The sequence below is a fragment of the Gordonia iterans genome (assembly GCF_002993285.1).
Classification (GTDB): Bacteria; Actinomycetota; Actinomycetes; order Mycobacteriales; family Mycobacteriaceae; genus Gordonia; species Gordonia iterans.
Genome location: NZ_CP027433.1, coordinates 1,370,236 through 1,396,357 on the forward strand (window position 1 = coordinate 1,370,236; position 26,122 = coordinate 1,396,357).

Genomic DNA, 26,122 nt, shown 5'->3' on the forward strand with positions numbered 1-26,122 from the left:
GGACTCTTCGGCGTGTCGAGGGAACCGGACGGCGGTCTGCTGCGTCTAAATCGGTATGAACGATGGATTGCGGCTCGACGCCGCTGCTCTGGAACTGCTCGTCAACAGGCAGAACGCCGTCGCCGCGGCGCTGGAAGGGTCGGCGCACCGGCTCGCGGCCGGCCACGACTGGGCGCGGACCCCGACCCAGCGTGAAGCGGCTGCGGCGCTACGCGGCCGGCTGGAGCTGATCGCTCAGCGGCTCACTGCATGCGGTGCGGGTGTCGACGAGCTGGCCGCCCGGGTCGGCGCTCATATGGCTGCGGTGGCCGAAGCGGACCGGACGGCGGTCGGGGGCGTCGACCGTACGGTGCCGCGATGAACCCGATCGACGCCTTCTTGGTCTTGCTGCGCAGCTGGCGGAACTGCAGCGGCTTCGCGTTCGACGACGACGAGGTGAGTGCTCCGCACGCCGCCGTGACGGCATTCGACCTGGAGGGGTTCGGGTCGGTGGCCCGATCGTTGCGGGCCGACGCCGCGTCGGTCGGCGAGACGCTGAGCCTGCTGGAGTCGGTGCAGACCGACCTCCCGCAGAGCTGGACCGGCGCGGGCGCCGACGCGCTGGCCGTGGCGTCGGCCACCTTGTCGGGACAGCTGGCCCCCGCTGCCGCAGACCTGGGAACGCAGGCCCGGACGGCGACGGCGGCGCACGAGATCCTCGGCGAGGTGATCGCCGACTACCGGGCTGTGATGGCCGGCGCGGCGCAGCCGCTCGCAGCCGGCATCGGGCCCGCCGAGGCGCGCGAGGAACTCAGCGCCCGGCTCGACCTGGTGCGGGCCGCCGGGCTCGCCGCCTCCCGGGCGGTGGACGACGGAATCGGTGCGCTGCACGACGACTGGCGCTCACCCGGCGAACTCGTGCTGGCGGGCGATCGGTGAGCACGCTGGCGCGCCTGGAGGCGATCGGCGCACGAGCGCGGGCCGACCTGGCCGCGGCGCGTCGTACCTACGAGGGCCGACGGGACTGGATCCGCGCCGAGCCCGGCCGCACCGCTGCGGTGGACCGCGCCGAGACCGAAGTCCTGCCCCGGCTGATGGCGCCGGTGAGCTTCGGTGCGGCGCGTTTACGCACTGGGCCGCGTTCGCGCCCGGACGCGGCGATAGGGTAGAGCCGTGTTCGGGATCAAGAAGGACGTACCGCCGCCTCCACCGGAGAAGCTGATGAAGCAGCTGGCGCGTCGCGGACCACACAAAGTGGATCGCGGCGACCTCGGCATCGTCGGGCTGTCCGGACAGGTCTTCGCGCCGCGAACCGGCAAAGATCTGCCTGCCCTCGCCTTCGGCCACGCCTGGCTGCGCGGCAGCAGGGCCTATCGCGATCTGATGTTCCATCTCGCGTCCTGGGGGATCGTGGTCGCCGCGCCCGACTCCGAACAGGGGCCGCTGGCCTCCGACATCGAACTCGGCACCGACCTGCGGGCGGCGCTGACCGTCGTGCAGTCGGTGCAGCTGGGCACCGCAGGCGCCATCACTGTGAACCCCGAACGCGTCGGTCTGGCCGGACACGGCTTCGGCGCGGCGGCCGCCGTGCGCGCGGCCTCCGTCGAGGCGCTCCTGGGCCGGCCGCAGATCCCGGTGAAGGCACTGGTCACGTTGTTTCCGGCGCCGACGACGTCGAGCCTGCTGCCTGCTGCGCAGACCGTCACCGCGCCCGCGCTGATCGTGGCCGGCGCCGATGAGATCGACTCCATGACCGGCAACGCGCTGGCCCTGGCTCACGCCCTCGGCGGTGAGGTGGTGCTGCGCACGCTGCTCGGAGCCGATGCGCGCGGCCTGCTGGAGAAGCCGACGCTCACGTCGCTGATCGGCTTCAACGGGGCCGAACGGAAGATCCACGCCGCGGTCCGTGCGCAGGTCACCGGCTATGTGCTGCACCGGTTGACCGACAACCCGGCCTATGCCGCCTTCGCCGATCCGGACGCGGCGATGGGCGATCTCGTCGCCGTCGACCCGGCGACGCAGCGGCCGGCCGACGTCGACCACTTCTCCCAACTGCTGGGCGTGGCACCGTTCAAACCCGACGCCGACGAGGATCCGCGCGCGCAGCGGAGTCTGCGCTCCGCCTGACGATTCTCCGCGGGTAAACTCGACGACCATGTGCGGAATCATCGGGTACGTGGGGCACCGCCCGGCCCTTCCCATCGTCATCGAGGCCCTGCGGCGCATGGAGTACCGCGGCTACGACTCCGCCGGCGTCGCCATCGCCGACGGCGACGGCGCCATCCGCGTGGAGAAGAAGGCCGGCCGGCTGGAGAACCTGGAGAAGGCGATCGCCGAGGTCGGGGCGGAGAACCTGTCGGGCACCACCGGCACCGGACACACCCGCTGGGCCACGCACGGTCAGCCGACCGACCGCAACGCACATCCCCACCAGGACCGCGCAGAGGACTTCTCGGTGGTGCACAACGGGATCATCGAGAACTACGCGCCCCTGCGCGCCGAGCTGGAGGATCTCGGCGTCGAGTTCGATTCGGACACCGACACCGAGACCGCGGTGCACCTGCTGGCTCGCGAATACCGGCATGGCGTGCACGCGGGCGACTTCGTGGCCAGCGCGTATGCGACGCTGCGGCGGCTGGAGGGCGCGTTCACCGTCGTGTTCATGTCGGCCGAACACCCCGGCACCATCGTCGCCGCCCGCCGCTCCACCCCGCTGGTGGTCGGCGTCGGGCAGGACGAGATGTTCGTCGCGTCCGACGTGACCGCGTTCATCGAGCACACCCGCGACGCGATCGAACTCGGCCAGGACGAGGTGGTGGTGATCACCGCGGACTCCTTCGACATCACCGACTTCGACGGCAACCCCACCGGCGGAAAGCCCTTCCACATCGACTGGGACCTGGCGGCTGCGGAGAAGGGCGGCTACGAGTACTTCATGCTCAAAGAGATCGCCGAGCAGCCCGAGGCGCTGGCGAACACCCTCCTCGGGCACCTCGAGGGCGGCCGCATCGTGCTCGACGAACAGCGCCTGTCCGACCAGGACCTCCGCGACGTCGACAAGGTCTTCGTCGTCGCCTGCGGCACCGCCTACCACGCCGGGATGATCGCCAAGTACGCGATCGAGCACTGGACCCGCCTGCCCGTCGAGGTGGAGCTGGCCAGCGAGTTCCGCTACCGCGACCCGGTGCTGGACCGGTCGACGCTGGTGGTCGCGATCAGCCAGTCCGGCGAGACCGCCGACACCCTGGAGGCAGTGCGCCACGCCAAGGATCAGAAGGCCCGGGTCCTGGCCATCTGCAACACCAACGGCGCCCAGATCCCGCGCGAGTCCGACGCCGTCCTCTACACGCACGCGGGCCCGGAGATCGGCGTCGCCTCCACCAAATGCTTCCTGGCACAGATCGCCGCCGCCTACATGGTGGGCCTGGCGCTGGCGCAAGCCGTGGGCACCAAGTACCCCGACGAGGTGGTCAGCGAGTTCCGTGCGCTGGAAGCCATCCCGGCCGCAGTGGAAGAAGTCCTCGAGCAGATGGAGCCGGTGCGCGAGCTGGCACGCGGGTACGCCGGGAGCGACACGGTCCTGTTCCTCGGCAGGCACGTCGGCTATCCGGTCGCGCTCGAGGGAGCGCTCAAGCTCAAAGAACTCGCCTACATCCACGCCGAGGGCTTCGCGGCCGGGGAACTCAAGCACGGCCCGATCGCCCTGATCGAGGACGGTCTGCCGGTGATCATCGTGATGCCGTCGCCGGAGGGCCGCGCCGTGCTGCATTCCAAGATGATCAGCAACATCCGCGAGATCCAGGCCCGTGGGGCACGCACCATCGTCATCGCCGAGCCCGGTGACGACGCCGCCGCCGCAGTGGCCGACCACCTGATCCCCATCCCGCACACGCCGACGCTGCTGCAGCCGCTGGTGTCGACCGTGCCCCTGCAGGTGTTCGCCGCCACCGTCGCGCAGGAGCGGGGGTACGACGTCGACAAGCCGCGTAACCTCGCGAAATCGGTGACGGTCGAGTAGCCGTGATCGGCTACTACACCGCGGACCGGATCCGTGCCGCGGAAGAAGCGACCGGCGATCTGCTCACCGGGGGTGTGCTGATGGCACGCGCCGCGGCCGGCGTCGCGCGGGTGACCGCCGCCGAACTCGCGGCCCGGTGCGGCGGCGTGTACGGGCGACGCGCCGGACTGGTGGTGGGAGCCGGCAACAACGGCGGCGACGCCCTGTACGCCGGGGCGCTGCTGCGTCGTCGCGGAGTCGCCGTGGACGCCGTGCTGCTGGCACCCGATTCCGCGCACCCCGGCGGGCTCGCCGCGTTTCGGCGCGCGGGTGGGCGGATCGTCGAACGACTCGCGGCCGACACCGATGTCGTGATCGACGCCGTCGTCGGTCTCGGCGGGCGCGGCCCGCTCCGACCGGCCGCGGCGGAGTTGTTCGCGTCGACCGCCGCTCCCGTCCTCGCGGTGGACCTCCCGTCGGGGGTCGACCCGGACACCGGCGTGGTGCACGACCCCGCAGTGCGGGCCGAGGTCTGCGTCACCTTCGGTGAGCGTCGGCTGGCGCACCTGCTCGCCGCTCCCTCGTGCGGGCGCGTCGAAGTGGTCGACATCGGTCTGGACCTCACCGCGAGCGGTGCGCAGGACGTGGCGAGCCTGACCGACCGGGAGGTGGCGCTGCTGTGGCCGCGGCCCGGTCCGCAGGACGACAAGTACACCCAGGGCGTGGTCGGCATCGTCGCCGGTTCGGCCCGGTATCCCGGAGCCGCCGTGCTCAGCACGGCCGGTTCCGTGGCGGCGACCTCGGGTATGACCCGCTACGTCGGCGCGGCTGCCCCGCAGGTGGTGACGCACCGTCCGGAGGTAGTGGCGGTCACCGGCCTCGCCGACGCCGGCACCGTGCAGGCGTGGGTCGTCGGGCCCGGCATCGGCACCGACGGTGACGCCGAGACGCTGGTGGAGCAGGTCCTGGCCACCGAACTTCCGGTTCTGGTCGACGCCGACGGCCTCACGGTGGTCGCCCGTCGGCCCGAACTGCTCGAGCGGGCCGCGCCGACGCTGCTGACGCCGCACGCCGGAGAGTTCGAACGGCTGGCGGGCGCGCCCGTGGGGGACGACCGCCTGTCCGCGGTCCGCGCACTCGCCGCGCGGTCGGGGAGCACCGTCCTGCTCAAGGGTCGGATCACCCTGGTGGCCGCACCGGACGGCCGCGTGCTCGGCAACGACGCCGGCGGCTCGGCTGCCGCGACGGCGGGCGCCGGTGACGTCCTGTCCGGCATCGCCGGTGCCCTGCTGGCCGCCGGGACGCCGCCGCAACTCGCCGGAGCGGCCGCCGCGCGGGCGCATGCCGTGGCCGCGCGGCTGGCGAGCCACGACGGTGCCATCCCGATCGGGGCGTCCGCGCTGGCCGCGGCATTGCCCGACGCGCTCCGCGAGATCGGGGAGGCCGGCCGATGACCGTGTCGACCTCCACCGCACCGCTCACCGCGACCGTCGACCTGTCGGCGATCGCGCACAACGTCGGGGTGATCACCGAATGCGCCGGGACGTCGGTCATCGCCGTGGTCAAGGCCAACGGCTACGGTCACGGCGCCGTGCCGGTGGCCCGTGCGGCGCTCCGCGCCGGAGCGGCCGAGCTCGGCACCGCGCATCTCGCCGAGGCGCTGGCGCTGCGCGCCGCCGGGATCGACGCGCACATCACCTCCTGGCTGCACGCACCCGGCGCGGACTTCGACGCCGCGATCACCGCGGACATCGATATCGCGATCTCCTCACCGCGTCAGCTCGCGGCCGTCGTGGCGGCGGCCCGGCGCACCGGAACCACCGCCACCGTCACCGCCAAAGTCGACACCGGTCTGGGTCGCAGCGGCATCGCCCTCGACGAGTGGCCGCAGACGGCCCACGACCTGGCACAGGCACAGGCCGAGGGCGCTGTGCGACTGCGCGCGATGATGTGTCACCTGGCCTGTGGCGACGAGCCGGACAACCCGCTGAACACCGAGCAGGCGCAGCGTCTGGATGCCGCCGCCGACGACCTGCGCCGCCTGGGCGTGGTGCCGGAGCTGACGCACATCGCGAACTCCCCGGCCGCGCTGACCCGCCCGGACCTGGCTCGCGACCTGGTGCGCCCGGGCCTGGCGGTCTACGGCTGCTCGCCGATCCCGGAGCAGGGCGATTTCGGGCTGATCCCGGCGATGACGCTCACCGCCGAGGTCGCACTGATCAAACGCATCCCGGCCGGGCAGGGCGTCTCGTACGGCCACCGGTGGATCGCGCCGCGCGACACGGTCGTCGCGGTGCTGCCCGCCGGATACGCCGACGGGGTGCCGCGGTTGCTGTCCGGGCGGTTCGACGCCGTGGTCGGCGACCGCCGGTTCCCCGGGGTGGGCCGCATCTGCATGGACCAGCTGGTGATCGATCTGGGTCCCGACGGCGGCGGCGTGCGCGAAGGGGACCGGGCGGTGCTGTTCGGCCCCACCCCGGCCGGTCGCCCGCGCGTTCCCACCGCCGCGGACTGGGCGGCGGCGATCGGCACCATCGACTACGAGATCGTCAGCGGCGTCCGCGGCCGTGCCGTGCGGCGCTACGTCGGCGACGGCGCCGACGAGGCGGAAGGGACGGCGTCGTGACCGAGCCCGAGCAGCGCCGGCCGGTCGCGTGGTCGTCGGGCCTGAAAGACGTCGGTTCGCTGGGTGCCACCGTCGGCGGCAACGTGCTGCGCCGGCGACGTCGCAAGAAGCAGGGCGCGGCGGTCGACCCGCATGCCGACGTCGACTTCACCGCGATCTACAGTGACGAGTCCTCGACGGTGATCCTCGACGACGGCGTCGGGATTTCTGTGCGCACCGTCCTCACCGGCGGCGGCCTCGAGGCGCAGGCCGCGCCGTCGAAGCCCGAGGCGACCGTGATCTTTGTTCACGGCTTCACTCTGCGGATGGCCTCGTGGCACTTCCAGCGTTACGGACTGGCTCAGCGATGGGCCGACCGCCGCATCAAGATGGTCTTCTACGACCAGCGCGGTCACGGCCGCAGCGACCCCGCACCCACGGCGAGCTGCTCGATCCCGCAGCTGGGCGACGACCTCGCCGCGGTGATCCGCGCAGTCGCGCCCACCGGCCCGGTCGTCCTGATCGGGCACTCGATGGGCGGGATGACGATCATGGCAATGGCGCGCAGCAACCCGGAGATGTTCGGCTACAAGGGGCGGGTCAGCGGCGTCGGACTGATCTCGACGGCCGCGCGCGGCATCACCGAAGCCGGGCTGGGCGAGGGCCTCAACAACCCGGTCGTCGACGCCCTGCGCCTGTCCGTCCGGTACTTCCCGCGCCTGGTGCAGGCCGGGCGCGGCATCACCCGGCAGGCCGTCCAGCCGGTGCTGGTGGCCGCCAGTTTCGGCCCCGAGTACTACAGCCCGGCGACCGAGCGGGCCGTGGAGAAGATGATTCAGAACACCTCCATCTCGACGATGGTCAACTTTCTGCATGCGCTGGAGAGTCACGACGAGTCGACCGCGCTACCGGTGCTCGCGCAGGTCCCGTCGGTGGTGATGTGCGGCGACGTCGACCGGCTGACCCCGCTGCCGCTCTCGGTCCGGATGTTCTCCGAGCTCGGCGACGACTCCCGACTGGTGATCGGCGAAGGCTGCGGGCACATGCTGCCGATGGAGTATCCGGATCTGGTGAACGACGCGATCGACAATCTGGTGCAGCGGGAGCGGCCCGCCCGCGGGCGGCCGCGGATGCGGTGGTATTGGGGGCGCGATGAGCGGGCTTGAGCGTGGCGTTGCGGGCACGCGGGAACTGCCCGAACCGGCCGACACCGAGGCGTTCGGCGCCGAGCTGGCGTCGATGCTGCGCGCCGGCGACCTGGTGATCCTGGACGGGCCGCTCGGAGCGGGCAAGACGGCCCTGACCCGGGGGATCGCCGCCGGCCTGGGCGTCACCGGACGGGTGTCGTCGCCGACCTTCATCATCGCGCGGCAGCACGCCGCGGGTGCCCCGGACCGGCCGGGGCTGATTCACGTCGACGCCTACCGGCTCGACGGGCTCGACGATCTCGACGCGCTCGATCTGGACACCGACCTGGCCGACTCGGTGGTGGTGGTCGAATGGGGCGAGGGCGTCGCCGAGCGACTGGTCGACGACTATCTGCTGGTGCGCCTGCGCCGCGACGACGACTCCGAGGTCCGGCACGCGCACTGGAAATGGGTGAGCAATGAGTGAGACCCGAGTGCCGGATCGGCTGATCCTGGCGCTGGACACCGCGACGCCGTCGGTCGTGGCCGGCGTGGTCCGGCTGACCGCGGACGGGCAGCGGCAGACTCCGGCGCAGCGAGTGATCGACGATCACCGGCGGCATGCGGAGGTGCTCACCACCCTGATCCGTGAGGTGCTGGCCGACGCCGGGGCGACCGGCGCCGACCTCGACGCCGTCGTGGTGGGATGCGGGCCCGGCCCGTTCACCGGGCTCCGGGTGGGCATGGCCACCGCCGCCGCGTACGCCGACGCGCTCGACCTGCCCGTCCACGGCGTGTGCTCGCTGGACGCGATCGCCGCGGCGGTGACCGAGTCCTCCGAGGTGCTCGTGGTGACCGACGCCCGCCGGCGCGAGGCGTACTGGGCGCGCTATTCGGGCGGCGAGCGCGTCGCCGGACCGGAAGTCAGCGCACCCGGCGACGTCGACCCGGGCGGGGCGGCCGTCGTCGCCGGTACACCCGGCTTCACCGATCGCTACGGTCTTCCGGTGGCGGCGGCCACCGTTCCGACCCCGGCGTCGCTGGTGGCTGCGTACCTTTCGACAAGCTCAAGGGGCGATCTGGCGAGGGCAAGGGGCGATCTGGCGAGGGCAAGGGGCGATCTGGCGAGGGCAAGGGGCGACGCACCGCTGGTGCCGCTGTATCTGCGCCGGCCGGACGCCGTGGAGCTGAAGGACCAGCGGCGCAAGTCGCTGCTGTAGTGCGCGCGATGATCGTCGATGCGTTGACCCCGCGTGATCTGCCGCGTTGCGCGGAACTGGAGGCCGAGCTGTTCGCCGGGGACTCGCCGTGGCCGTTGACCGGATTCGTCAGCGAGCTCGCGGCCGCGCACAATCGCTACTTCGCGCTGCGCGACGAGGCCGGGGCTCCGGTGACCGGATACGCGGGCATCAGCGTGCTCGGCCCGCCCGGCGGCCACGAGTGCGAGGTGCACACCATCGCCGTCGAGCCGGGACACCAGGGGACCGGCGGCGGTCGCGCGCTGATGGACGCGATGCTGGCTGTTGCCGACGCGCACGCCGCACCGGTATTCCTGGAGGTGCGCACCGACAACGCGCCGGCGATCGCCCTGTACGAGAACTCGGGGTTCGCCGTGGCCGGCGTGCGCCGCAACTACTATCAGCCGTCCGGCGCCGATGCCTTCACCATGGTGCGGCCCGTGCGGGAGGAGGCCGGCAACCCGTGATCGTGATGGGGATCGAGAGCTCGTGCGACGAGACCGGCGTGGGGATCGTGTCGTGGGACGGTGAGTCGGCGACGCTGCTGGCCGACGAGGTGGCCAGCAGCCAGGACGAGCATGCGCGGTACGGCGGTGTGGTGCCCGAGGTGGCCTCGCGGGCGCACCTGGAGGCCATGGTGCCGACGATGCGGCGGGCGCGCGAGGCCGCCGGGATCGATCGGCCGGACGCCATCGCGGTGACGATCGGTCCGGGCTTGGCCGGGGCGCTGCTGGTCGGCGTCGCCGCGGCCAAGGCCTATGCGCTGGCGTGGGACGTTCCGCTGTACGCGGTGAACCACCTCGGTGGGCACGTCGCCGTCGACACCCTGGAGCACGGTCCGATGCCGTCGGCGGTGGCGCTGCTGGTCTCCGGCGGGCATACGCACCTGCTCGGGATCGACGATCTGGCACATCCCCTCGACGAACTCGGCACCACCATCGACGACGCGGCAGGCGAGGCCTTCGACAAGGTGGCGCGACTGCTCGACCTCGGCTATCCGGGCGGGCCGGCGATCGATGCGATGGCCCGCGACGGCGACCCGGCGGCGATCCCCTTCCCGCGGGGCCTCACCGGGCCGCGCGATGCCCCGTACGACTTCTCCTTCAGCGGCCTCAAGACGGCGGTCGCCCGGTACGTCGAGGGGGAGGTGCGCGCCGGTCGCGAGGTCCGCGTCCCGGACGTGGCGGCGTCGTTCCAGGAGGCGGTGGCCGACGTCCTGACGGCGAAGGCGATGCGCGCGTGCGCCGAGCGCGGCGTCGACACGCTGGTGCTCGGCGGCGGGGCCACGGCCAACAGCCGGATCCGGGAACTGGCCGCCGAGCGCGCCGACGCCGCGGGCGTGGACCTGCGCGTGCCCAAGCCGCGGCTGTGCACCGACAACGGGGTCATGGTGGCCACGCTGGGCGCGCATGTCATCGGCGGGGGAGCTCCGCCGTCACCGCTGACGGTGGCGACCGATCCGGGCATGTCGGTGCAGATCAGCAAGCTCTAGTGTCCCGTGTCGGAAGTTTCTCGATGGTTGCCGGGAGTCCGATGGGCGGCCGGCAAGGCGGACGAGGGAGGGATACCGGCAGGTATCCTGACCGAGGACAACGCCGCCAGACGTTCATCGGGCCCCGGCATACCGCGAAAGAACTTTCGACACGGGACACTAGACACTCAGTTCTCGCTCAGGTCCCGCCACAGCAGGTGCGCCCACCACGGCAGGTCGTGGCCGCCGGCGTACCGGGTCGACCGCACCGGCAGGCCCGCAGCTGCCAGCTCGTCGGCGAGCGCTTCGACCGGCTCGACCAGCAGGTCTTCGTAGTCGCCCACCGCCACGTGCACCGGCGCCCGAGCGCCGTGGTCGTCGCCGGCCGCCGCGAGTTCGTCGGCGATCCAGCTGCGCTCGCCGGTGAAGTCGGCCGGGCGGGCGGTCAGACCGGGCCGCCACCACATCGACGGCGAGTACGCGAGGACCTCGTCGACGGCGTCCGGGAACCAGGCCGCCGCGGCGAGGGCGGACAGTCCGCCGAGGCTCTGGCCGGCCCACACAGCCGGGCACCGGTCCCAGCCGAGCCGCCGCCGTGCCCGATCCAGCAGCTCGGCGACGGCCCGCAGGACGTCGCGGTTCGCGCCGAGCAGCCGCAACCGGGAGGCGGGCTGCGCGGGGGCGTCGATTCCAAGCAGGGCGACCGGTCGCCGCAGCCGGGATCGCGCCAGGACGCCCGGCAAGTCGCAGCGGTCGAACCACACCCCGGCGTCGAACAGCACCACCAGACGCGGCGGGCCGGGGGCGTCGCGGCCGATCGGCTCGGTGAGGCGCCACCGGACCGGGTCGCCGGAATCCGGATCGGCGTCGAGCGGGCCGGCGGCGGCGAGGGCGATCGCGGGCCGGCCGGTGCGGCGCCAGCGGGACAGATCCGGTGCCCCGTCGGTGCGCAGCACCGAGCCGAACGGCGAGGCCACGGAGTCGGCATTCGCGGGATCGTTCACCGCGCCGCGGGCCACTGCGCGCGAGAAGTGCACGCGGCCGTCGACGAAGGCGGGGTCGTCGTCGGCACAGACGTAGAAGCGATACGACGCCATGGCGCCCCGCGGAACGCGGAACTCGGTGGACCAGCGGCCCGACCGGTCCCGGCGCATCTGTCCGTCGGCGGCACGGGGGCCTTCGGTGATCCGGTTGACCCAGGCGAAGACCCCGGCGGCGTCCGGGGCGCCGTCGTAGGCGAGCGTGACACGCTGGTGCGACGGGTCGTCGGGATCGTCGTCGAGCGCCGGAGTCAGTTGAGGTGGCGGGGGTTCGATGAGAGCCAGGTTAGCCGTCCGACCGAACTGGCGGCCCCAAGGGTTGAGTGCTGGCACTCGCGTGGGTAGAGTGCTAGGCGGCTGACGGATCACCGCCGCGGCACCCGCGACGACGCGGCACCCGAACCCCAGCCGACAACTCTGAACGAATCACACGAAACGAGAAGGACTGACATCGTGGCAGGCGTGAACATCAAGCCGCTTGAGGACAAGATCCTTGTGCAGGCCATCGAGGCCGAGACGACCACCGCTTCCGGTCTGGTCATCCCGGATTCGGCCAAGGAGAAGCCCCAGGAGGGCAAGGTCATCGCCGTCGGCCCCGGCCGCTGGGATGACGAGGGCGAGAACCGTATCCCGGTCGACGTCGCCGAGGGCGACACCGTCATCTACAGCAAGTACGGCGGCACCGAAATCAACTACGACGGTCAGGCCTACCTGATCCTGTCGGCGCGCGACATCCTCGCCGTCGTCGGCTGATCACCGCCAGACCGCACACAGAACCGCCCCGGCAGGAATCCTGCCGGGGCGGTTCTGTCGTTCGGTGGTCGAGCCTGTCGTTCGGTGGTCGAGCCTGTCTTCGGTGGTCGAGCGGAGTCGAGACCCCCGTCAGGATGCCAGCGAGTGCGCGGGGCGCCGGCGCCGGAGCAGATGCCGGTCGTGCTCGGTCAGGCCGCCCCAGATTCCGTACACTTCGTCGACGGCGAGCGCGTGCGAGCGGCACTGCTCGATCACCGGGCACGATGCGCAGATCTGCTTGGCGCGGCGCTCACGCTGCATGCGGGCGTGGCCGCGTTCCCCCTCGGGGTGGAAGAACACCGAGGAGTCCAGCCCGCGGCAGTCGCCCAGGCGCTGCCAGTCCCAGAAGTCGGCGTTCGGCCCGGGCAGTCGGTCTGCGGTGATGGTCACGGCGCACTCCCTATTCTCAGTGGTTCTCCAGTGGTCCTCAGGTGATCCGCTGGCTTGCATCGCTCACGCTAGGGTGTGCAAATCTGACGAGTCAAACAGCCTCTGCAAGGGTTCTGAGCAGCAATTTTTCCGCAAGGTTAACGGACGGAACTGCTCCTGCGGTTTCGCCGGAGCCGCGTAACGCGGAGTAAACATGTCGGTGACGCACAGGCATCGGCGACGGCTGGATGTCACCGAGTGTTACGCCCCGCGAAATCCGATGAGATGAGGATCATGATCGATGCGCCGACCGGCCGGCACCACTGGGAGCGGGCTGTGGAGTTCGGAGCCCACGGACGGGTCGCCGCCGCGCGCACGGTGCTCGACGAGGTCGCCGCGGCCGCCGGTACCTCCGCGGCGGTGACCTCTCTCGCGGCCAGCACCCGAGGTTCGCTGATCCGGCAGGCGGGCGGGCACCGGGCCGCGCGGGCCGCCGACGGGCGGGCCTGTGGGCTGGCCTCGGCTGCGGCGACCGGGCAGGGCGGCCCTTGGCTCGCGGCGGCCTGGGTGGACGGGCTCGTCGGGCTCGCCGCCGACGGGCTGGGCGTCGCCGACTTCGCCGGGTCGCGCGCGCTTCTGGACCGGGCCGACCGATTCCTCGGCGAGCACTTCCCGCCGGGGCCGGACGAGGCCGGCGAGGAGCTGGAGTGGTGCACCGTGCCGCGTGTCCGGTTGCGCGTGTCGTGGGTGCGCACCGAGTGGGGGCTGTACTCCGGCGACCTCGACACCGCCCGGTCCGCGTCGGCCGCCTCTCAGATCCTCGCCGAACGGCTGCCCTCGCCGCGGCACCGACTCAAGACCGAACTCATCGCCGCGGCGGTGGCGGCGGCGGCCGGTGACACGCCCGGGGCGCGGCGCGCCGCCCGGGAGGTCTTCGACCGCACCGGGGAACTGGGGCTGGCGCCGCTGCGCTGGGCGGCGGCGACGCTGCTGACCGGGGTGACGCCCGGGGGCGGAGAGTATCCGGCGGAGGCCGACCGCCTGCGTGCGATCCTGGCCCGTCGGGGCATGCCGATCGCGCCCCTGACCCTCGGGGAGCGGCACGGTCGATAAGCTCGTGCGAACGGAACCAGAGGCGATGTAACACTTCGAGCACAGCGAGACGATGAAACTGACAGGTGAGGCGCTGGACCAGAAGGTCCGGGAAGCGGCACGCGGGGACCGCGCAGCGCTGAGCTCAGTGCTCGAGAGTGTGCGAGAACCCGTTCTCCGCTACTGCCGGGCACGGATGGGTGCCGGCGAACGGCACCTGTTCTCGGCCGACGATGTGGCGCAGGAGGTGTTGATGGCGGTGATGACGGCGGTGCCCCGGTACCAAGACCAGGGGCGCCCGTTCATGGCGTTCGTCTACGGCATCGCCTCGCACAAGGTCGCCGATGCCATGCGCTCGGCGGCCCGCGTGAAGGCCGATCCGGTCGACGCCGTGCCCGAATCCATCGACACGTCCACCGGGCCCGAGCAGCGCGCGCTCGACAGCGACGCCAGCCGCCGGATGGCCCGGCTGCTGGAGAACCTGCCGGAGAAACAGCGCGAGATCCTCGTATTGCGCCTGGTGGTCGGCATGTCGGCAGAGGAGACCGCCGAAGTGGTCGGGAGCAGCGCCGGAGCGGTCCGCGTCGCGCAGCACCGGGCGCTGGCGAAACTGAAGAAGCTCATGACCCAGGGAGGTGAACGGTGACTGACGACCAGATCCGCGCGGCGGGCGGACCGAACGACGACACCGTGTCCGTCGACCTGAACGCCGTCCGGCACGACGACGAGTTCCTCGATGCTCTGATCGTCGGCAGCGCACTGCCGCTGTCCGACGCGGCGGAGCGCGAGCTGGGCGGACTGCTGTTCGCCTGGCGCACCGAGTCACTGGCCGCGCCGGCACCGGTGCAGCCGACGCTCGCCGACGTCGAGAAGGCGATCGCCGCGCAGGAGACGACGGCCAAGCGACGCGCAGCCACGCGCCACCTGCGGCTGATCTCCGGTGCCGCCGCGATCACCGCCGTCGCCGCGGCTGGCCTGCTGGTTCTCTCGGAGAACTCACAGCCCGGCGATCCGCTGTGGAACGTCAAGAAGGTCGTCTTCGCCGAGGAGGCGACGCAGACTCAGGCGACCGTCGACGTGCAGAACAATCTCGAGCGCGCCGAAGAGGCGCTGGCGGCCGGCGACACGGGCAAGGCCGTCGAGCTGGTCGATCGCGCCGAGCGTGACCTGCGTCCGGTCAGCGACCCGGCGACCCGCGAACGCATGCAGCAGTGGATCAAGCGGTTGCGCGACGACGACGGCCAGCCGGACGATCCGCTGTCCGCCGCCCGGAGTTCGGACGCGGCGTCGCTGCCGACCGATGTCACCAGCGACTCCGAAGCGCCGACGTCGGTGACCGTGACGGTGACGCCCAGCGGGCCCTCGTCGCAGCCGTCGTCACCTCCGCCGTCGTCGTCGACGCCGTCCTCGCCGTCGTCGTCGGTTCCGCAGTCGTCCGGGTCGCCGTCTCGTCCGGCTTCAGAGCAGGTCTCACCGGTTCCCAGCCGCTGACCGGCAGGAGAACGGCCCGTGCGGCCGGAGTTCAGCGCCGGTCGCGGAACAAGGCGTGCGCGTCGGCGAAGCCCCGGCAGTAGTCCCAGGTCACATAGTCTTCCGGACGCGGATCCAGGGCCGGCTCGTGCGGGCGCACCGAACCGTCGGCCAGCAGCTGAAGCAGGCTGGCGCGCAGCATGTCCCAGTCGTGGAAGTGATCTTCGCGACAGTCCTCACACACGACGACGAGTCCACGGATGCCGCGAGGGGCGAGAAGTCGCTGATACACCTCGAGATCGGCGAGATCTTCGGTGACCGCCTCGCGCTCCTGATCGTCCAGCGGCACACCGGGTTCCAGCGCGTCGAGGGCTGCGGCGGGATCGCTCGGATCGTCGGCGAACGGATCCGGCGGCATGCCGGGAGGAAAGTGGTCGTGCACGGTTCCACCGTAGCCGATCCGGCCCACTGCGGTCTCCCTCCCACTCCGTCGATACGATGGACGGATGACGCACGTACGCACCGGTGGAGACGATCCCGACAAGGTCGCAATGCTCGGCCTGACCTTCGACGACGTACTACTTCTGCCCGCCGCGTCGGAGGTGGTTCCGAACGGTGTGGACACCTCCTCGAAGCTCACTCGGGACATCACGCTCAACGTGCCGCTGGTGAGTTCGGCGATGGACACCGTCACCGAGGCCCGGATGGCGATCGCGATGGCCCGCGCCGGCGGCATGGGTGTGCTGCACCGGAATCTGTCGGTCGAGGCGCAGGCGTCGTCGGTGGAGACCGTCAAGCGCTCGGAAGCCGGCATGGTCACCGATCCGGTCACCTGCTCCCCGGACAACACCCTCGACGAGGTCGACCGGATGTGCGCCAAGTACCGCATCTCCGGCCTTCCGGTGGTCGACGCCGGCGGTGACCTGGTCGGCATCATCACCAACCGCGACATGCGCTTCGAGCACGACCAGTCCCGCAAGGTCGCCGAAGTGATGACGCCCGCACCGTTGATCACCGCGCAGGAGGGCGTCTCGGCCGAGGCCGCGCTGGGGCTGCTGCGTCGACACAAGATCGAGAAGCTGCCGATCGTCGACGGCGCGGGCCGCCTCACCGGGCTGATCACCGTCAAGGATTTCGTCAAGACCGAGCAGCATCCGAACGCGACCAAGGACGCCGACGGGCGCTTGCTGGTGGGCGCGGCGGTCGGCGCCGGCGACGAGGCCTGGTCGCGGGCGATGGCGCTGGCCGACGCCGGTGTCGATGTGCTCGTGGTCGACAGCGCCCACGGACATTCGCGCGGCGTGCTGGACATGATCGCCCGGCTCAAGGGTGAACTGAACGGACGGGTGCAGCTGATCGGCGGCAACGTCGCCACGCGCGGTGGCGCCCAGGCGCTCATCGATGCCGGCGTCGACGCGGTCAAGGTGGGTGTCGGACCCGGTTCCATCTGCACCACCCGCGTGGTCGCGGGCGTGGGCGCGCCGCAGATCACGGCGATCCTGGAGGCGGTGGCAGCGTGCAAGCCTGCCGGGGTTCCGGTGATCGCCGACGGCGGTCTCCAGTACTCGGGCGACGTCGCCAAGGCGCTGGCCGCCGGCGCGTCGACGGCGATGCTCGGCTCCCTGCTGGCCGGTACCGCAGAGTCTCCGGGCGAGCTGATCCTGGTCAACGGCAAGCAGTTCAAGAGCTACCGCGGCATGGGTTCACTGGGCGCCATGCAGGGCCGAGGTCAGGGCAAGTCGTACTCCAAGGACAGGTACTTCCAGGACGACGTGCTCGCCGAGGACAAACTCGTCCCCGAGGGCATCGAGGGCCGGGTGCCGTTCCGCGGTCCGCTGGCGCAGGTGATCCATCAGCTGGTCGGCGGTCTGCGTGCCGCCATGGGTTACACCGGTGCGCATTCCATCGCCGAGCTGCAGGAGGCGCAGTTCGTGCAGATCACCGCGGCCGGTCTCAAGGAGTCCCACCCGCACGACGTCACCCTGACGGCCGAAGCGCCCAACTACTACACCCGCTGAACCAGAGAAAGGCGCGATCCTCGTGCGTGACCTCGTCGAATTCGGGATGGGCCGGACCGCCCGCCGGACCTATGAACTCGAAGACATCTCGATCGTGCCGTCCCGGCGGACCCGATCGTCGAAGCACACCTCGACCGCCTGGCAGATCGACGCCTACCGGTTCGAGATGCCGTTCCTGAATCACCCCACCGATGCTCTCGGCTCGCCCGAGTCGGTGATCGCGCTTGGCCGGCTCGGGTCGCTCGGCGTCCTCAACGGCGAGGGCCTGTGGGCCCGGCACGACGACGTCGAGGCCAAGATCGGCGAGTTGATCGACATCGCCGAGAACGACCCGGATCCGGCCGCGGCGGTTCGCCGGCTGCAGCAGCTGCACGCCGCGCCGATCCGCTCCGACCTGCTCGCTGCCGCGGTCTCGACGGTGCGCGAGGCCGGGGTGACCACCGCGGTCCGGGTCAGCCCGCAGCACGCGCCGGAGCTGACGCCCGCGCTGCTGGAGGCGGGACTGGAGATCCTCGTCGTGCACGGCACGATCATCTCCGCCGAGCACGTGACACTGGTCGACACCGGCAGCGAGGACGGGCTCCTCGCCGAACCGCTGAACCTGAAGACGTTCATCTCCGATCTGGACATCCCGGTGATCGCCGGCGGCGTGCACGACCACCGCACAGCTCTGCACCTGATGCGAACCGGGGCCGCCGGTGTGATCGTCGGCTACGGCTCCGCAGAGGGGGCGACGACGACCAACGAGGTGCTGGGCATCGGCGTGCCGATGGCGACCGCGATCGCCGACGCCGCTGCGGCGCGGCGCGACTACCTGGACGAGACCGGTGGCCGCTACGTGCACGTGATCGCCGACGGCGACCTGCACACCTCCGGCGACGTCGCGAAGGCGATCGCCTGCGGCGCCGACGCGGTGTCGCTGGGCACCCTGCTGGCTGCGTCGGAGGAGGCGCCGGGACGGGGCTGGTACTGGCCGTCGGCCGCCGCGCACCCGGACACACCGCGCGGCGCGCTCCTTCAGGTGGCGCCCGCGGAGGGCCGCGCGAGCCTGCAGCGGGTGCTGACCGGACCGTCGGACGATCCGGACGGACTCCTCAACGTGGTCGGCGCGCTGCGCCGATCGATGGCCAAGGCGGGCTACGCCGATCTCAAGGAGTTCCAGAAGGTCGGTCTGTCGGTGCGCGGATGACCGTACGCTGAGGTCGTGGAGTCGATGGAGGACGTCTTCAGCTGGGTCGCCGTCGCCTTCGAGGCGCTCGGCGCGACGTCGATGGTGGTCGGATTCCTGATCGCCATCGTGCTGGGCGGTCGAGCGCTGCTGCGCGGTCAGGACGGCGGTGCCGCCTTCCAGACGGTGCGCCGGACCCTGGCCGGTGCGATCATGCTCGGTCTGGAGATCCTGGTCGCGGCCGATCTGATCCGGACCATCACGTCGAACCCGTCGCTCGAGGAGGCCGCGATCCTGGGGCTGATCGTGCTGATCCGGACCGTGCTGTCGCTCTCCATCCAGATCGAGATCGAGGGCGTGCTGCCGTGGAAGCGCGCGCTGCTGACCAGCGGTGCGAGCGTCGTCGCCGACGAGGTCACGCGCGCCAAGTAAGGGCGGGCTTCCTATCCTGATTGTGACAACAATCATTAGTATCTTTCACTATGGCGAGCACTGACTTCGACGTCCTCATCATCGGATCCGGTTTCGGCGGCAGCGTGAGCGCGTTGCGGCTGGTGGAGAAGGGGTACCGGGTCGGCGTGATCGAAGCCGGCCGCCGCTTCGAGGACCACCAGTTCGCCAAGACCAGCTGGCGGCTCAACAAGTTCGTCTGGGCACCCAAGCTCGGGTTGATGGGGATCCAGCGCATCCATGTCCTCAAGGACGTGATGATCCTGGCCGGTGCAGGCGTCGGGGGCGGATCGCTCAACTACGCCAACACCCTGTACAAGCCGCCGACCCCGTTCTTCACCGACCCCCAGTGGAATCACATCACCGACTGGGAGGACGAGCTGACCCCGCACTACGAGCAGGCGCGGCGGATGCTCGGGGTGGTGACCAATCCGACGTTCACCAACTCCGATCGCATCATGAAGGAGGTCGCCGAGGAGATGGGGGCCGGCGAGACCTTCGGACCCACCCCGGTCGGCGTCTTCTTCGGCGCGAAAACCGGCGGGGAGGGCACGCCCGGCCAGACCGTCGACGATCCGTACTTCGGGGGCGCGGGTCCGCGCCGCACCGCGTGCACCGAGTGCGGCGCGTGTATGACCGGCTGTCGGGTCGGGGCCAAGAACACGCTGATGAAGAACTACCTCGGGATGGCCGAGGCCAACGGCGCGACGATCATCGACCGCACCACCGTCGACCGTCTCGAGCAGCGCTCGGACGGTACCTGGGTGGTCGGGACGCACGGGTCGTCGTCGTGGGGACCGCTGGGAGCGCGACGACGCCAGTTCACCGCGGACAACGTGATCGTCGCGGCCGGCACGTTCAACACGCAGCGCCTCCTGCACCATGCCAAGTACTCGACGCTGCCGAAGCTGTCGGACGCGATGGGCGAGCTGACCCGCACCAACTCCGAGTCGATTCTGGGCGCGCAGTCCGCCAAGTACGATCCGGCCGACGACTTCTCCGAGGGCGTGGCGATCACGTCGTCGTTCCATCCGGCATCGAACACGCACATCGAACCGGTCCGCTACGGCAAGGGCAGCAACGCCATGGCCTACCTGCAGACGCTGCTCACCGACGGCGGCACCCGGCGACACCGCTTCGGGCAGTTCCTCAGGGCGGTGCTGAAGAACCCGTTCCTGCTGGTGCGGCTCCTGATGGTCCGCAAGTGGAGTCAGCGGACGGTGATCGCGCTGGTGATGCAGAACAACAACAACTCCCTGACCACCTTTGTGCGCAAGCGCGGACCGCTGAAGTACGTGACCAGCAAGCAGGGCAAGGGCGAGCCGAACCCGACGTGGATCCCGGAGGGCAACGAGGCCACGCGCCGGATCGCCGACAAGCTGCCCGGCGGCATTGCCGGCGGCACCTGGGGCGACATCGTCAACATGCCGATGACCGCGCACTACCTCGGCGGCTGCGTGATCTCCGACGATCCGTCGACCGGCGTGATCGACCCGTACCTGCGCGTGTGGAATTACCCGTCGCTGTACGTGACCGACGGCGCGGCGATCTCGGCGAACCTGGGCGTGAACCCGTCGCTGTCGATCTGCGCGCAGGCCGAACGCGCCGCATCGCTGTGGCCGAACAAGGGGGAGACCGACCCGCGCCCGGCGCAGAGCGAAGGCTATCGGCGCATCACTCCGGTGCCGCCGGTGAAGCCGGTCGTGCCCGAGGGCGCGCCCGGTGCGTTGCGCTTGCCGATCACCCCGGTGTCGTCCACTGCAGCGTCGTCCACTGGGGCGTCGTCCACTGTGGTCCGCGAGGCCGCGTCGAAGCCGCGCGCGGCAGAGGACGTCGTCGCCGAGCAGAGCGGGGCCGACTCCTGAGGGGCTTCATGCGGTGGTGACGAAGTCCTTCTGCCGGATCAGCAGAAGCGCGGCGACACCTCCGGCCAGCGCGACGCAGCCGCTGATGACGAAAAGGTGGTTCATGCCGTCGGCGAACGCAGTGCCGATCGCCTGGGCGACGTCGGCGCGGTAGCCGGGCGGGACGTGTACCAGCATCCGCGCCTGTTCACCCGAACTGACGGCGCCAGAGATCGCGTGGACGTCGACGGCGGGGGCGTCGTCCAGTCGCTGTTGCAGGCCGCGGGAGATCGCCGAGGAGAAGGGAGTGCCGTAGACGGCGATCCCGACGGCGATGCCGATCTGACGGAAGGTGTTGTTGACGCCGGAGGCCATGCCCGAGCGGTCGACGGTCACCACACCCACGGCGGTCGAGGCGAGCGGTGGATTCACCAGGCCGGCGCCGACGCCGGCGATGACGAATCCAGCGATCAGGTGGGTCCACGAGCTGTCGGCGTCCAGGCCGAGCATGGTGAACAGGCCGACGCCGACCAGCATCAGGCCGGGCCCGATCATCCAGCGTGCGGGGACCTTGTCGGTGAGCCGGCCGGCGACGGTCGCGACCACCATGGTGACCCCGGAGAACACCAGAAGCCGTAAGCCGGCCTGGAAAGCGCTGTAGCCGAGCTGATTCTGCAGGTACAGCACGAAGTACACAGAGGACCGTGGTGTCGGTCCACGAGGTGTCGCCCGCTTCGGTGAAGGCGTAGACCAGTGCGAAGAGTCCGCCGGTGAACGTGAGCATCCCGGCCCAGTCGATTCGGCGGGCCTGCGGCGCCTTGGATTCGCGCATCACGAGGAAGGTCAGGAGCAGAGCGAGGGCGCCGACCGGCACGTTGACGTAGAAGATGCCCCGCCAGCTGAAGCCGGTCGTGATCGCTCCGCCGAGGATCGGGCCCACCGCGGTGGCGATGCCGGTGACCGCTCCCCAGACGCCGAATGCGATGCCGCGTTCGCGGCCGGTGAAGGTGGCGGCGAGGATCGCGAGCGACGTCGCGAACAGCATGGCGCCGCCGACGCCCTGGGCCGCGCGCGAACCGATCAGCATCTCCGGGCTCACCGCCGCGCCGCAGAGTGCGGAGCCCGCGGTGAACACCACCAGGCCGAGTCCGAAGACCAGTCGCCGGCCGAAGCGGTCGGAGAGCGATCCCGCGGTCAGCAGCAGCGCGGCGAGGGAGAGCGCGTAGGCGTCGGTGACCCATTCGAGCTGGGTGAACGAGGCACCCAACTCGCGTTCCATGTCGGGCAGCGCGACCATCACGATGGTGACGTCGAGCAGCAGCATGAACGTCCCGAGACAGACGACCACCAGGGTCCACCATCTGCGCGCCACGAGATTCCCCTCCGCCGGATCCCGACCCGGACCGTCGTGGCGCGCCAGGGCTAGTGAATCATGCGGCGGCGCATCGGGGAGCGGATCGGTGCAGGGCTCCGTAGGAGCAGAGTTCAGATGTAGAGTGCCGGCTCCGCGTACGGGTCGACGGCCTCGGCGCCGGGCCGGGTCTTGGCGGCGACGCCCACAGCCACATACCCGGCCGGGACGTCGTGCACGACGACGGCGTTGGCGCCGACCTTCGCGTCGTCGCCGAGGGTGATCGGGCCGAGCACCTTGGCGCCGGCGCCGATCAGGACCCGGTCGCCGACCGTCGGGTGCCGCTTTCCCGTGGACATGCTGGTGCCGCCGAGGGTGGAGCCGTGGAACATGAGGACGTCCTCGCCGATCTCGGCCGTCTCCCCGATCACCACGCCCATGCCGTGGTCGATGAAGAACCGGCGGCCGATCGTGGCGCCCGGATGGATCTCGATTCCGGTGAGGAACCGGGCGACCTGGGAGAGCAGTCGTGCCGGGAGCCGCAGGGGCAGGGAACTGGTCCACATCCGGTGGGCCACGCGGTGGAACCACAGGGCGTGCACCCCGGGATAGGCCAGCGCCACGACCAGGCGGGACCGGGCCGCCGGGTCGCGATCGCAGGCCGCTTGCAGATCCTCGCGCAAAGTGCGCAGCAGCGGTCTGTGCGCCAGCGGACTCGGCGGCCGCGGACTCGGCGGCCGCGGACTCTGCGGGTCGGACATCTAGTCCACGAGCCCTTCGAAGAGCGGGGTCGACAGGTAGCGTTCGCCGAAGTCGGGCAGCACCACGACGATGGTCTTGCCGTCGAACTCCGGACGCTGGGCGACCTGCACGGCCGCCGCCAGGGCGGCACCGGAGGAGATGCCCACCAGCAGGCCCTCCTCGGTGGCGGCGCGGCGGGCCCACTCGATGGCGGTGCCGGCGTTGACGTCGATCACCTCGTCGTACACGCTGCGGTCGAGCACCTCGGGCACGAAGTTCGCACCGAGACCCTGGATCTTGTGCGGTCCGGGCTCGCCGCCGTTGAGGATCGGCGATTCCTCGGGTTCGACGGCGAACACCTTGACGTCGGGGTTCTGTTCCTTGAGGTAGTTGCCGGCGCCGGACACGGTGCCGCCGGTGCCGATGCCGGACACCAGCGCGGCCACCTGTCCGTCGGTGTCGGTCCAGATCTCCGGACCGGTGGTGGCGTGGTGGATGGCGGCGTTGGCCGGGTTGGCGAACTGGCGGGCCAGTACGGCCCCGGGGCGCTCGGCGGCGATCTCCTCGGAGCGGCGGACGGCGCCCGCCATCCCCTCGGCGCCCGGGGTCAGGATCAGTTCGGCGCCGAACGCGCGGAGCAGGGCACGACGCTCCTTGGACATGGTCTCGGGCATCGCCAGCACCACCCGGTAGCCGCGGGCGGCGCCGACCATGGCCAGGGCGATGCCGGTGTTGCCGCTGGTGGCCTCGACGATGGTGCCGCCCGGCGGCAGCGTGCCGTCGGCCTCGGCGGCGTTCACGATGGCGACCGCGAGGCGGTCCTTGACCGAGTTCGCCGGGTTGTAGAACTCGAGCTTGGCGAGCACAGTGGCACCGGCGCCGTCGGTGATCCGGTTGAGGCGGACGAGCGGGGTGCGACCCACAACGGTGGTCACATCGTCGAAGACATTCGAAGACACGGTTGATCCTTTGACTCAGGTGGTCGTTTACGTCTGATTCGAGCCTAGTCGAGGCCGCGTGCGGCCAGGGTGTCTGCGAAGCCGTCCGCGGTCTCCAGGGCGGCCAGCACCGCGGGCACGAACAGCACCCGCGGTCCCCAGCGCAGCCCCCGGGCACGTCGTGCCTGGTCCACCTGGGTGAAGACTTCCGCGATGAGCGGGATGGAGCGGATTGTCAAGGCTAGAGCCATCGCGATTAAATCTGTGCGGACTCCGAATCGCTCCAGGGGCCGGAGCGCTCGCACGACGGTGTCCAGCAGGTCGGTGGTGCGGGTGGTCAGGGTGATCACCGCCGCCAGGCCGATCGAGGCGAGGAGGATGCCGCCGATCACCGCGGCCTTGCGCCAGTCGACCAGCACCCACTGCAGCGCGACGATGACCGCCACCATGAACATGGCGCCGCGCATCAGGGGCCACGCCCGTACGGGCCCGATGCCTGCGAGCGCGAACACGCCCAGCACCGATCCCAGCGCGACCGCTGCACCCGTCGGAGTGGTCACGACGATGCTGATCGCCACGATCGCTGCGACGAGAGCGACCAGCTTGAACCCCGCGGGCAGGCGGTGGATCGGCGAGGCCCCGGGCACATAGGTGCCGAGCATGGTCATCGAAGGGTCACTCCGGCGCCTGGTCGACGTCGATCATCCACGGGACGCCGAAGCGGTCGGTGCACATGCCGAAGCCCTCCGACCAGAAGGTCTTGGCGATCGGCATCTGCGCCTCGCCGCCGTCGGCGAGCTGCTCGTAGACGCGTTCGGCGGCCGCCAGGTCCGGTGCCGTGTAGGACACCGAGAAGCCGACCTTGCGGCCGTCGTCGCCGGTGGGATCGTCCGAGCCCATGAGGAGGGCGTTCTCGCCGAGGCGCAGGGACGCGTGCATCACCGACTCGTCCGGTGTTCCCGGCATCCGGTCTTCGGCCGGGACGTCGCCGTTGCGCATCACGGTGACCTCGCCGCCGAAGATCTCACCGTAGCGTTCGAATGCTGCGGCGCAGTCGCCGCTGAAGAAGAGGTATGCGTGGAAGGACATTGTGCTCACCGCCGTTCTGCGTTGGGGAGGTGCCTGTTCAGTATGCGCCGCGGTTACGACATGAGGCGGCGGTAGAAGGAGATCGCCGGGGCGGGTTCGTCGTCGGCGACGACGCGGCCGTCGTCGAGGACCAGCACGCGATCGTAGGCGGCCAGCATGTCGAGGTGGTGGGTCAGGACGACGAGCTGTTCGTCGAGGCCGGCGAGGACGTCGCGCAGCATGGTCGCGTTCCGCAGATCGAGCATGGTGGTGGGCTCGTCGGCGATCAGGATCGACGGTCCGAGAATCATGATCGAGGCGAGTGCGAGCAACTGCTTCTGGCCGCCGGACAGGGTGTGCGCGGGCTGGTCGGCGTGATCCGACAGCCCGAACCCGGCGAGCGCGTCGAGGGCGCGTCGTCGTCGTTCGGTTCTGTCGGACACTGTGCGGGTGAGGGAGAGCTCGATGTCCTCGACGACGGTGGGCATGATGATCTGCCGGTCCGGGTCGGAGAAGATGAAGCCGACCTGCCGGCGTACCTTGCGCTTGTTCTTCGCGACGTTCAGGCCGTTGACGGTGACCGTTCCGGCATCGGGGAGGACCAGGCCGTTGATCATCCGGGCCAGGGTCGACTTGCCGCTGCCGTTGGCGCCGATGATCCCGATCCGGTGCTGGGTGAGCTCGAGCGTCACGTCCTTCAGGACCTCCCGGTCACCGAAGGAATGCGAGACGGCGTCGAACTCGACCGTGGTCATGCGGGGTCGGCGTGCCGGCTGAACTGGTTGCGGCGCAGCCGCAGGGGAGCGATCAGGCCGGGCCGTCCGCGATGGATGCCTGCCGCGACCAGAGCCGCGATGACCGCCTTGATCACGTCGCCGGTCAGGTAGGGGGTCATGTACCCCATCACGACGGAGAAAGGCAGGTCGGCGGCCACCATGTAGTAGGGGATCCCGCACAGGTAGATGACGACGACGCCGCCGAGGAAGTTCGCGATCACACCGAGCCAGATCCGGTACCTGGGCATCATGAACGCCGTCAGCACGCCGATGACGAAGGCGCCCGGGAGGAAGCCCAGAAAGAAGCCGCCGCGTCCCGGGGTGGCCAGTGAAGTCATGCCGTTGATCCAGCCGGCGAGGATCGGCAGACCGACCAGGGCGAGGACCATGAAGATGACCACGGCGAGGGTGCCCTTGCGCGGCCCGAGGACCGCGCCGGCGAGCATCACCCCGAGCGTCTGCAGGGTGATCGGGATACCGCTGGCGAGATTGAACGCTCCTGGGATGCCGAGCACCACGATCAGGGCGGCGAAGACCGCGGCCTGAGTGAGGTCGCTGACGGAGAACTTGAGAAAGCCTGGCACACGA

30 protein-coding genes and 1 pseudogene are annotated in these 26,122 nt (G+C 70.7%); 20 read left to right on the forward strand and 11 right to left on the reverse strand.

Annotated elements, in window-relative coordinates; translation table 11 throughout:
• Positions 1 to 55 precede the first annotated feature (55 nt).
• The 12 genes from C6V83_RS06440 to tsaD are packed head-to-tail and all read left to right on the forward strand — an operon-like array spanning position 56 to position 10,438.
• Complete coding sequence (locus C6V83_RS06440) at positions 56 to 361, forward strand: hypothetical protein (RefSeq protein ID WP_105941695.1); 306 nt, start codon at positions 56 to 58, stop codon at positions 359 to 361.
• Positions 358 to 918 (forward strand): hypothetical protein, encoded by a 561-nt coding sequence (locus tag C6V83_RS06445; RefSeq protein WP_105941696.1) that lies wholly within the window; start codon positions 358 to 360, stop codon positions 916 to 918. Before C6V83_RS06440 ends, C6V83_RS06445 begins: the two co-directional genes overlap by 4 nt.
• A complete protein-coding gene (locus tag C6V83_RS06450; protein WP_105941697.1) occupies positions 915 to 1,148 on the forward strand; it encodes a hypothetical protein in 234 nt (77 codons plus the stop codon). The genes C6V83_RS06445 and C6V83_RS06450 overlap by 4 nt, the downstream gene beginning before the upstream one ends.
• Positions 1,149 to 1,152: 4 nt before the next feature.
• The gene (locus C6V83_RS06455) at positions 1,153 to 2,106 is read left to right on the forward strand and encodes an alpha/beta hydrolase (protein ID WP_234353897.1); all 954 of its coding nucleotides are present in this window, start codon (positions 1,153 to 1,155) and stop codon (positions 2,104 to 2,106) included.
• Between the two features lie 28 nt (positions 2,107 to 2,134).
• Positions 2,135 to 3,997, forward strand: coding sequence for a glutamine--fructose-6-phosphate transaminase (isomerizing) (gene glmS / locus C6V83_RS06460; protein ID WP_105941698.1), 1,863 nt, complete (start codon positions 2,135 to 2,137; stop codon positions 3,995 to 3,997).
• A 2-nt stretch (positions 3,998 to 3,999) separates the two neighbouring features.
• The gene (locus C6V83_RS06465; RefSeq protein ID WP_234353898.1) at positions 4,000 to 5,430 is read left to right on the forward strand and encodes an NAD(P)H-hydrate dehydratase; all 1,431 of its coding nucleotides are present in this window, start codon (positions 4,000 to 4,002) and stop codon (positions 5,428 to 5,430) included.
• Positions 5,427 to 6,602: an alanine racemase gene (alr, locus tag C6V83_RS06470; RefSeq protein ID WP_105941699.1), complete on the forward strand. Its 1,176-nt coding sequence runs from the start codon at positions 5,427 to 5,429 to the stop codon at positions 6,600 to 6,602. The genes C6V83_RS06465 and alr overlap by 4 nt, the downstream gene beginning before the upstream one ends.
• Positions 6,599 to 7,747 carry an alpha/beta fold hydrolase gene (locus tag C6V83_RS06475; RefSeq protein WP_234353899.1) on the forward strand — a complete coding sequence of 383 codons (1,149 nt, stop codon included), beginning with the start codon at positions 6,599 to 6,601 and terminating at the stop codon, positions 7,745 to 7,747. The genes alr and C6V83_RS06475 overlap by 4 nt, the downstream gene beginning before the upstream one ends.
• Entirely contained in the window at positions 7,734 to 8,195 is a 462-nt protein-coding gene (gene tsaE, locus C6V83_RS06480; RefSeq protein ID WP_105941700.1) for a tRNA (adenosine(37)-N6)-threonylcarbamoyltransferase complex ATPase subunit type 1 TsaE, read from the forward strand. The genes C6V83_RS06475 and tsaE overlap by 14 nt, the downstream gene beginning before the upstream one ends.
• Entirely contained in the window at positions 8,188 to 8,928 is a 741-nt protein-coding gene (gene tsaB / locus C6V83_RS06485) for a tRNA (adenosine(37)-N6)-threonylcarbamoyltransferase complex dimerization subunit type 1 TsaB (RefSeq protein WP_105941701.1), read from the forward strand. Before tsaE ends, tsaB begins: the two co-directional genes overlap by 8 nt.
• Positions 8,929 to 8,936: 8 nt before the next feature.
• Positions 8,937 to 9,413 (forward strand): ribosomal protein S18-alanine N-acetyltransferase, encoded by a 477-nt coding sequence (rimI, locus tag C6V83_RS06490; RefSeq protein ID WP_105943769.1) that lies wholly within the window; start codon positions 8,937 to 8,939, stop codon positions 9,411 to 9,413.
• Entirely contained in the window at positions 9,410 to 10,438 is a 1,029-nt protein-coding gene (gene tsaD / locus C6V83_RS06495) for a tRNA (adenosine(37)-N6)-threonylcarbamoyltransferase complex transferase subunit TsaD (protein ID WP_105941702.1), read from the forward strand. The genes rimI and tsaD overlap by 4 nt, the downstream gene beginning before the upstream one ends.
• 167 nt (positions 10,439 to 10,605) lie before the next feature.
• On the opposite strand, the gene C6V83_RS06500 is transcribed toward tsaD, so the two are convergent.
• The gene (locus C6V83_RS06500) at positions 10,606 to 11,790 is read right to left on the reverse strand and encodes an alpha/beta hydrolase-fold protein (RefSeq protein WP_234353900.1); all 1,185 of its coding nucleotides are present in this window, start codon (positions 11,788 to 11,790) and stop codon (positions 10,606 to 10,608) included.
• A gap of 120 nt (positions 11,791 to 11,910) precedes the next feature.
• Here C6V83_RS06500 and groES point away from each other — a divergent pair, with 120 nt between their 5' ends.
• On the forward strand, positions 11,911 to 12,210 hold the full coding sequence (gene groES / locus C6V83_RS06505; RefSeq protein ID WP_105941704.1) for a co-chaperone GroES: 300 nt from the start codon (positions 11,911 to 11,913) through the stop codon (positions 12,208 to 12,210).
• A 129-nt stretch (positions 12,211 to 12,339) separates the two neighbouring features.
• Here groES and C6V83_RS06510 read toward each other — a convergent pair whose 3' ends face one another.
• Positions 12,340 to 12,639 (reverse strand): WhiB family transcriptional regulator, encoded by a 300-nt coding sequence (locus C6V83_RS06510; RefSeq protein WP_234353901.1) that lies wholly within the window; start codon positions 12,637 to 12,639, stop codon positions 12,340 to 12,342.
• A gap of 273 nt (positions 12,640 to 12,912) precedes the next feature.
• Between C6V83_RS06510 and C6V83_RS06515 the strand changes: the two genes are divergently transcribed.
• Genes C6V83_RS06515 through C6V83_RS06525 form a run of 3 tightly spaced genes read left to right on the forward strand, consistent with a single transcriptional unit; the run spans position 12,913 to position 15,201 of the window.
• The gene (locus C6V83_RS06515) at positions 12,913 to 13,731 is read left to right on the forward strand and encodes a hypothetical protein (protein WP_159067458.1); all 819 of its coding nucleotides are present in this window, start codon (positions 12,913 to 12,915) and stop codon (positions 13,729 to 13,731) included.
• Positions 13,732 to 13,783: 52 nt separating this feature from the next.
• On the forward strand, positions 13,784 to 14,356 hold the full coding sequence (locus C6V83_RS06520; protein ID WP_105941707.1) for a sigma-70 family RNA polymerase sigma factor: 573 nt from the start codon (positions 13,784 to 13,786) through the stop codon (positions 14,354 to 14,356).
• On the forward strand, positions 14,353 to 15,201 hold the full coding sequence (locus tag C6V83_RS06525; protein WP_105941708.1) for an anti-sigma-D factor RsdA: 849 nt from the start codon (positions 14,353 to 14,355) through the stop codon (positions 15,199 to 15,201). Before C6V83_RS06520 ends, C6V83_RS06525 begins: the two co-directional genes overlap by 4 nt.
• A 31-nt stretch (positions 15,202 to 15,232) precedes the next feature.
• On the opposite strand, the gene C6V83_RS06530 is transcribed toward C6V83_RS06525, so the two are convergent.
• Complete coding sequence (locus tag C6V83_RS06530; RefSeq protein ID WP_105943770.1) at positions 15,233 to 15,622, reverse strand: DUF5319 domain-containing protein; 390 nt, start codon at positions 15,620 to 15,622, stop codon at positions 15,233 to 15,235.
• A gap of 64 nt (positions 15,623 to 15,686) precedes the next feature.
• On the opposite strand from C6V83_RS06530, the gene guaB reads away from it, so the two are divergent.
• Genes guaB through C6V83_RS06550 form a run of 4 tightly spaced genes read left to right on the forward strand, consistent with a single transcriptional unit; the run spans position 15,687 to position 20,681 of the window.
• Entirely contained in the window at positions 15,687 to 17,198 is a 1,512-nt protein-coding gene (gene guaB, locus C6V83_RS06535) for an IMP dehydrogenase (RefSeq protein ID WP_105941709.1), read from the forward strand.
• A 22-nt stretch (positions 17,199 to 17,220) separates the two neighbouring features.
• Positions 17,221 to 18,387: a GuaB3 family IMP dehydrogenase-related protein gene (locus C6V83_RS06540; RefSeq protein ID WP_105941710.1), complete on the forward strand. Its 1,167-nt coding sequence runs from the start codon at positions 17,221 to 17,223 to the stop codon at positions 18,385 to 18,387.
• A 24-nt stretch (positions 18,388 to 18,411) separates the two neighbouring features.
• On the forward strand, positions 18,412 to 18,798 hold the full coding sequence (locus C6V83_RS06545; protein WP_105943771.1) for a DUF1622 domain-containing protein: 387 nt from the start codon (positions 18,412 to 18,414) through the stop codon (positions 18,796 to 18,798).
• A gap of 50 nt (positions 18,799 to 18,848) precedes the next feature.
• Positions 18,849 to 20,681, forward strand: coding sequence for a GMC family oxidoreductase N-terminal domain-containing protein (locus tag C6V83_RS06550; RefSeq protein ID WP_105941711.1), 1,833 nt, complete (start codon positions 18,849 to 18,851; stop codon positions 20,679 to 20,681).
• 6 nt (positions 20,682 to 20,687) lie between these two features.
• Here C6V83_RS06550 and C6V83_RS18695 read toward each other — a convergent pair whose 3' ends face one another.
• From C6V83_RS18695 to C6V83_RS06585, 8 genes and pseudogenes are all read right to left on the reverse strand, one after another.
• Positions 20,688 to 21,356, reverse strand: a complete 669-nt coding sequence (locus C6V83_RS18695) for an MFS transporter (RefSeq protein ID WP_234353902.1) — start codon at positions 21,354 to 21,356, stop codon at positions 20,688 to 20,690.
• Between the two features lie 151 nt (positions 21,357 to 21,507).
• Positions 21,508 to 21,984: pseudogene (locus C6V83_RS18700) on the reverse strand (MFS transporter); the annotation flags it as partial.
• Positions 21,985 to 22,145: 161 nt separating this feature from the next.
• Entirely contained in the window at positions 22,146 to 22,772 is a 627-nt protein-coding gene (gene epsC, locus C6V83_RS06560; protein ID WP_105941712.1) for a serine O-acetyltransferase EpsC, read from the reverse strand.
• Complete coding sequence (cysK, locus tag C6V83_RS06565; protein WP_105941713.1) at positions 22,773 to 23,711, reverse strand: cysteine synthase A; 939 nt, start codon at positions 23,709 to 23,711, stop codon at positions 22,773 to 22,775.
• Positions 23,712 to 23,755: 44 nt separating this feature from the next.
• Entirely contained in the window at positions 23,756 to 24,358 is a 603-nt protein-coding gene (locus C6V83_RS06570) for an energy-coupling factor transporter transmembrane component T family protein (RefSeq protein ID WP_105941714.1), read from the reverse strand.
• Positions 24,359 to 24,365: 7 nt separating this feature from the next.
• Positions 24,366 to 24,779 (reverse strand): VOC family protein, encoded by a 414-nt coding sequence (locus tag C6V83_RS06575; RefSeq protein ID WP_105941715.1) that lies wholly within the window; start codon positions 24,777 to 24,779, stop codon positions 24,366 to 24,368.
• A gap of 53 nt (positions 24,780 to 24,832) precedes the next feature.
• Positions 24,833 to 25,513 carry an energy-coupling factor ABC transporter ATP-binding protein gene (locus tag C6V83_RS06580; RefSeq protein ID WP_105941716.1) on the reverse strand — a complete coding sequence of 227 codons (681 nt, stop codon included), beginning with the start codon at positions 25,511 to 25,513 and terminating at the stop codon, positions 24,833 to 24,835.
• Entirely contained in the window at positions 25,510 to 26,118 is a 609-nt protein-coding gene (locus C6V83_RS06585) for a biotin transporter BioY (RefSeq protein ID WP_105941717.1), read from the reverse strand. The genes C6V83_RS06580 and C6V83_RS06585 overlap by 4 nt, the downstream gene beginning before the upstream one ends.
• Between the last annotated feature and the right edge of the window lie 4 nt (positions 26,119 to 26,122).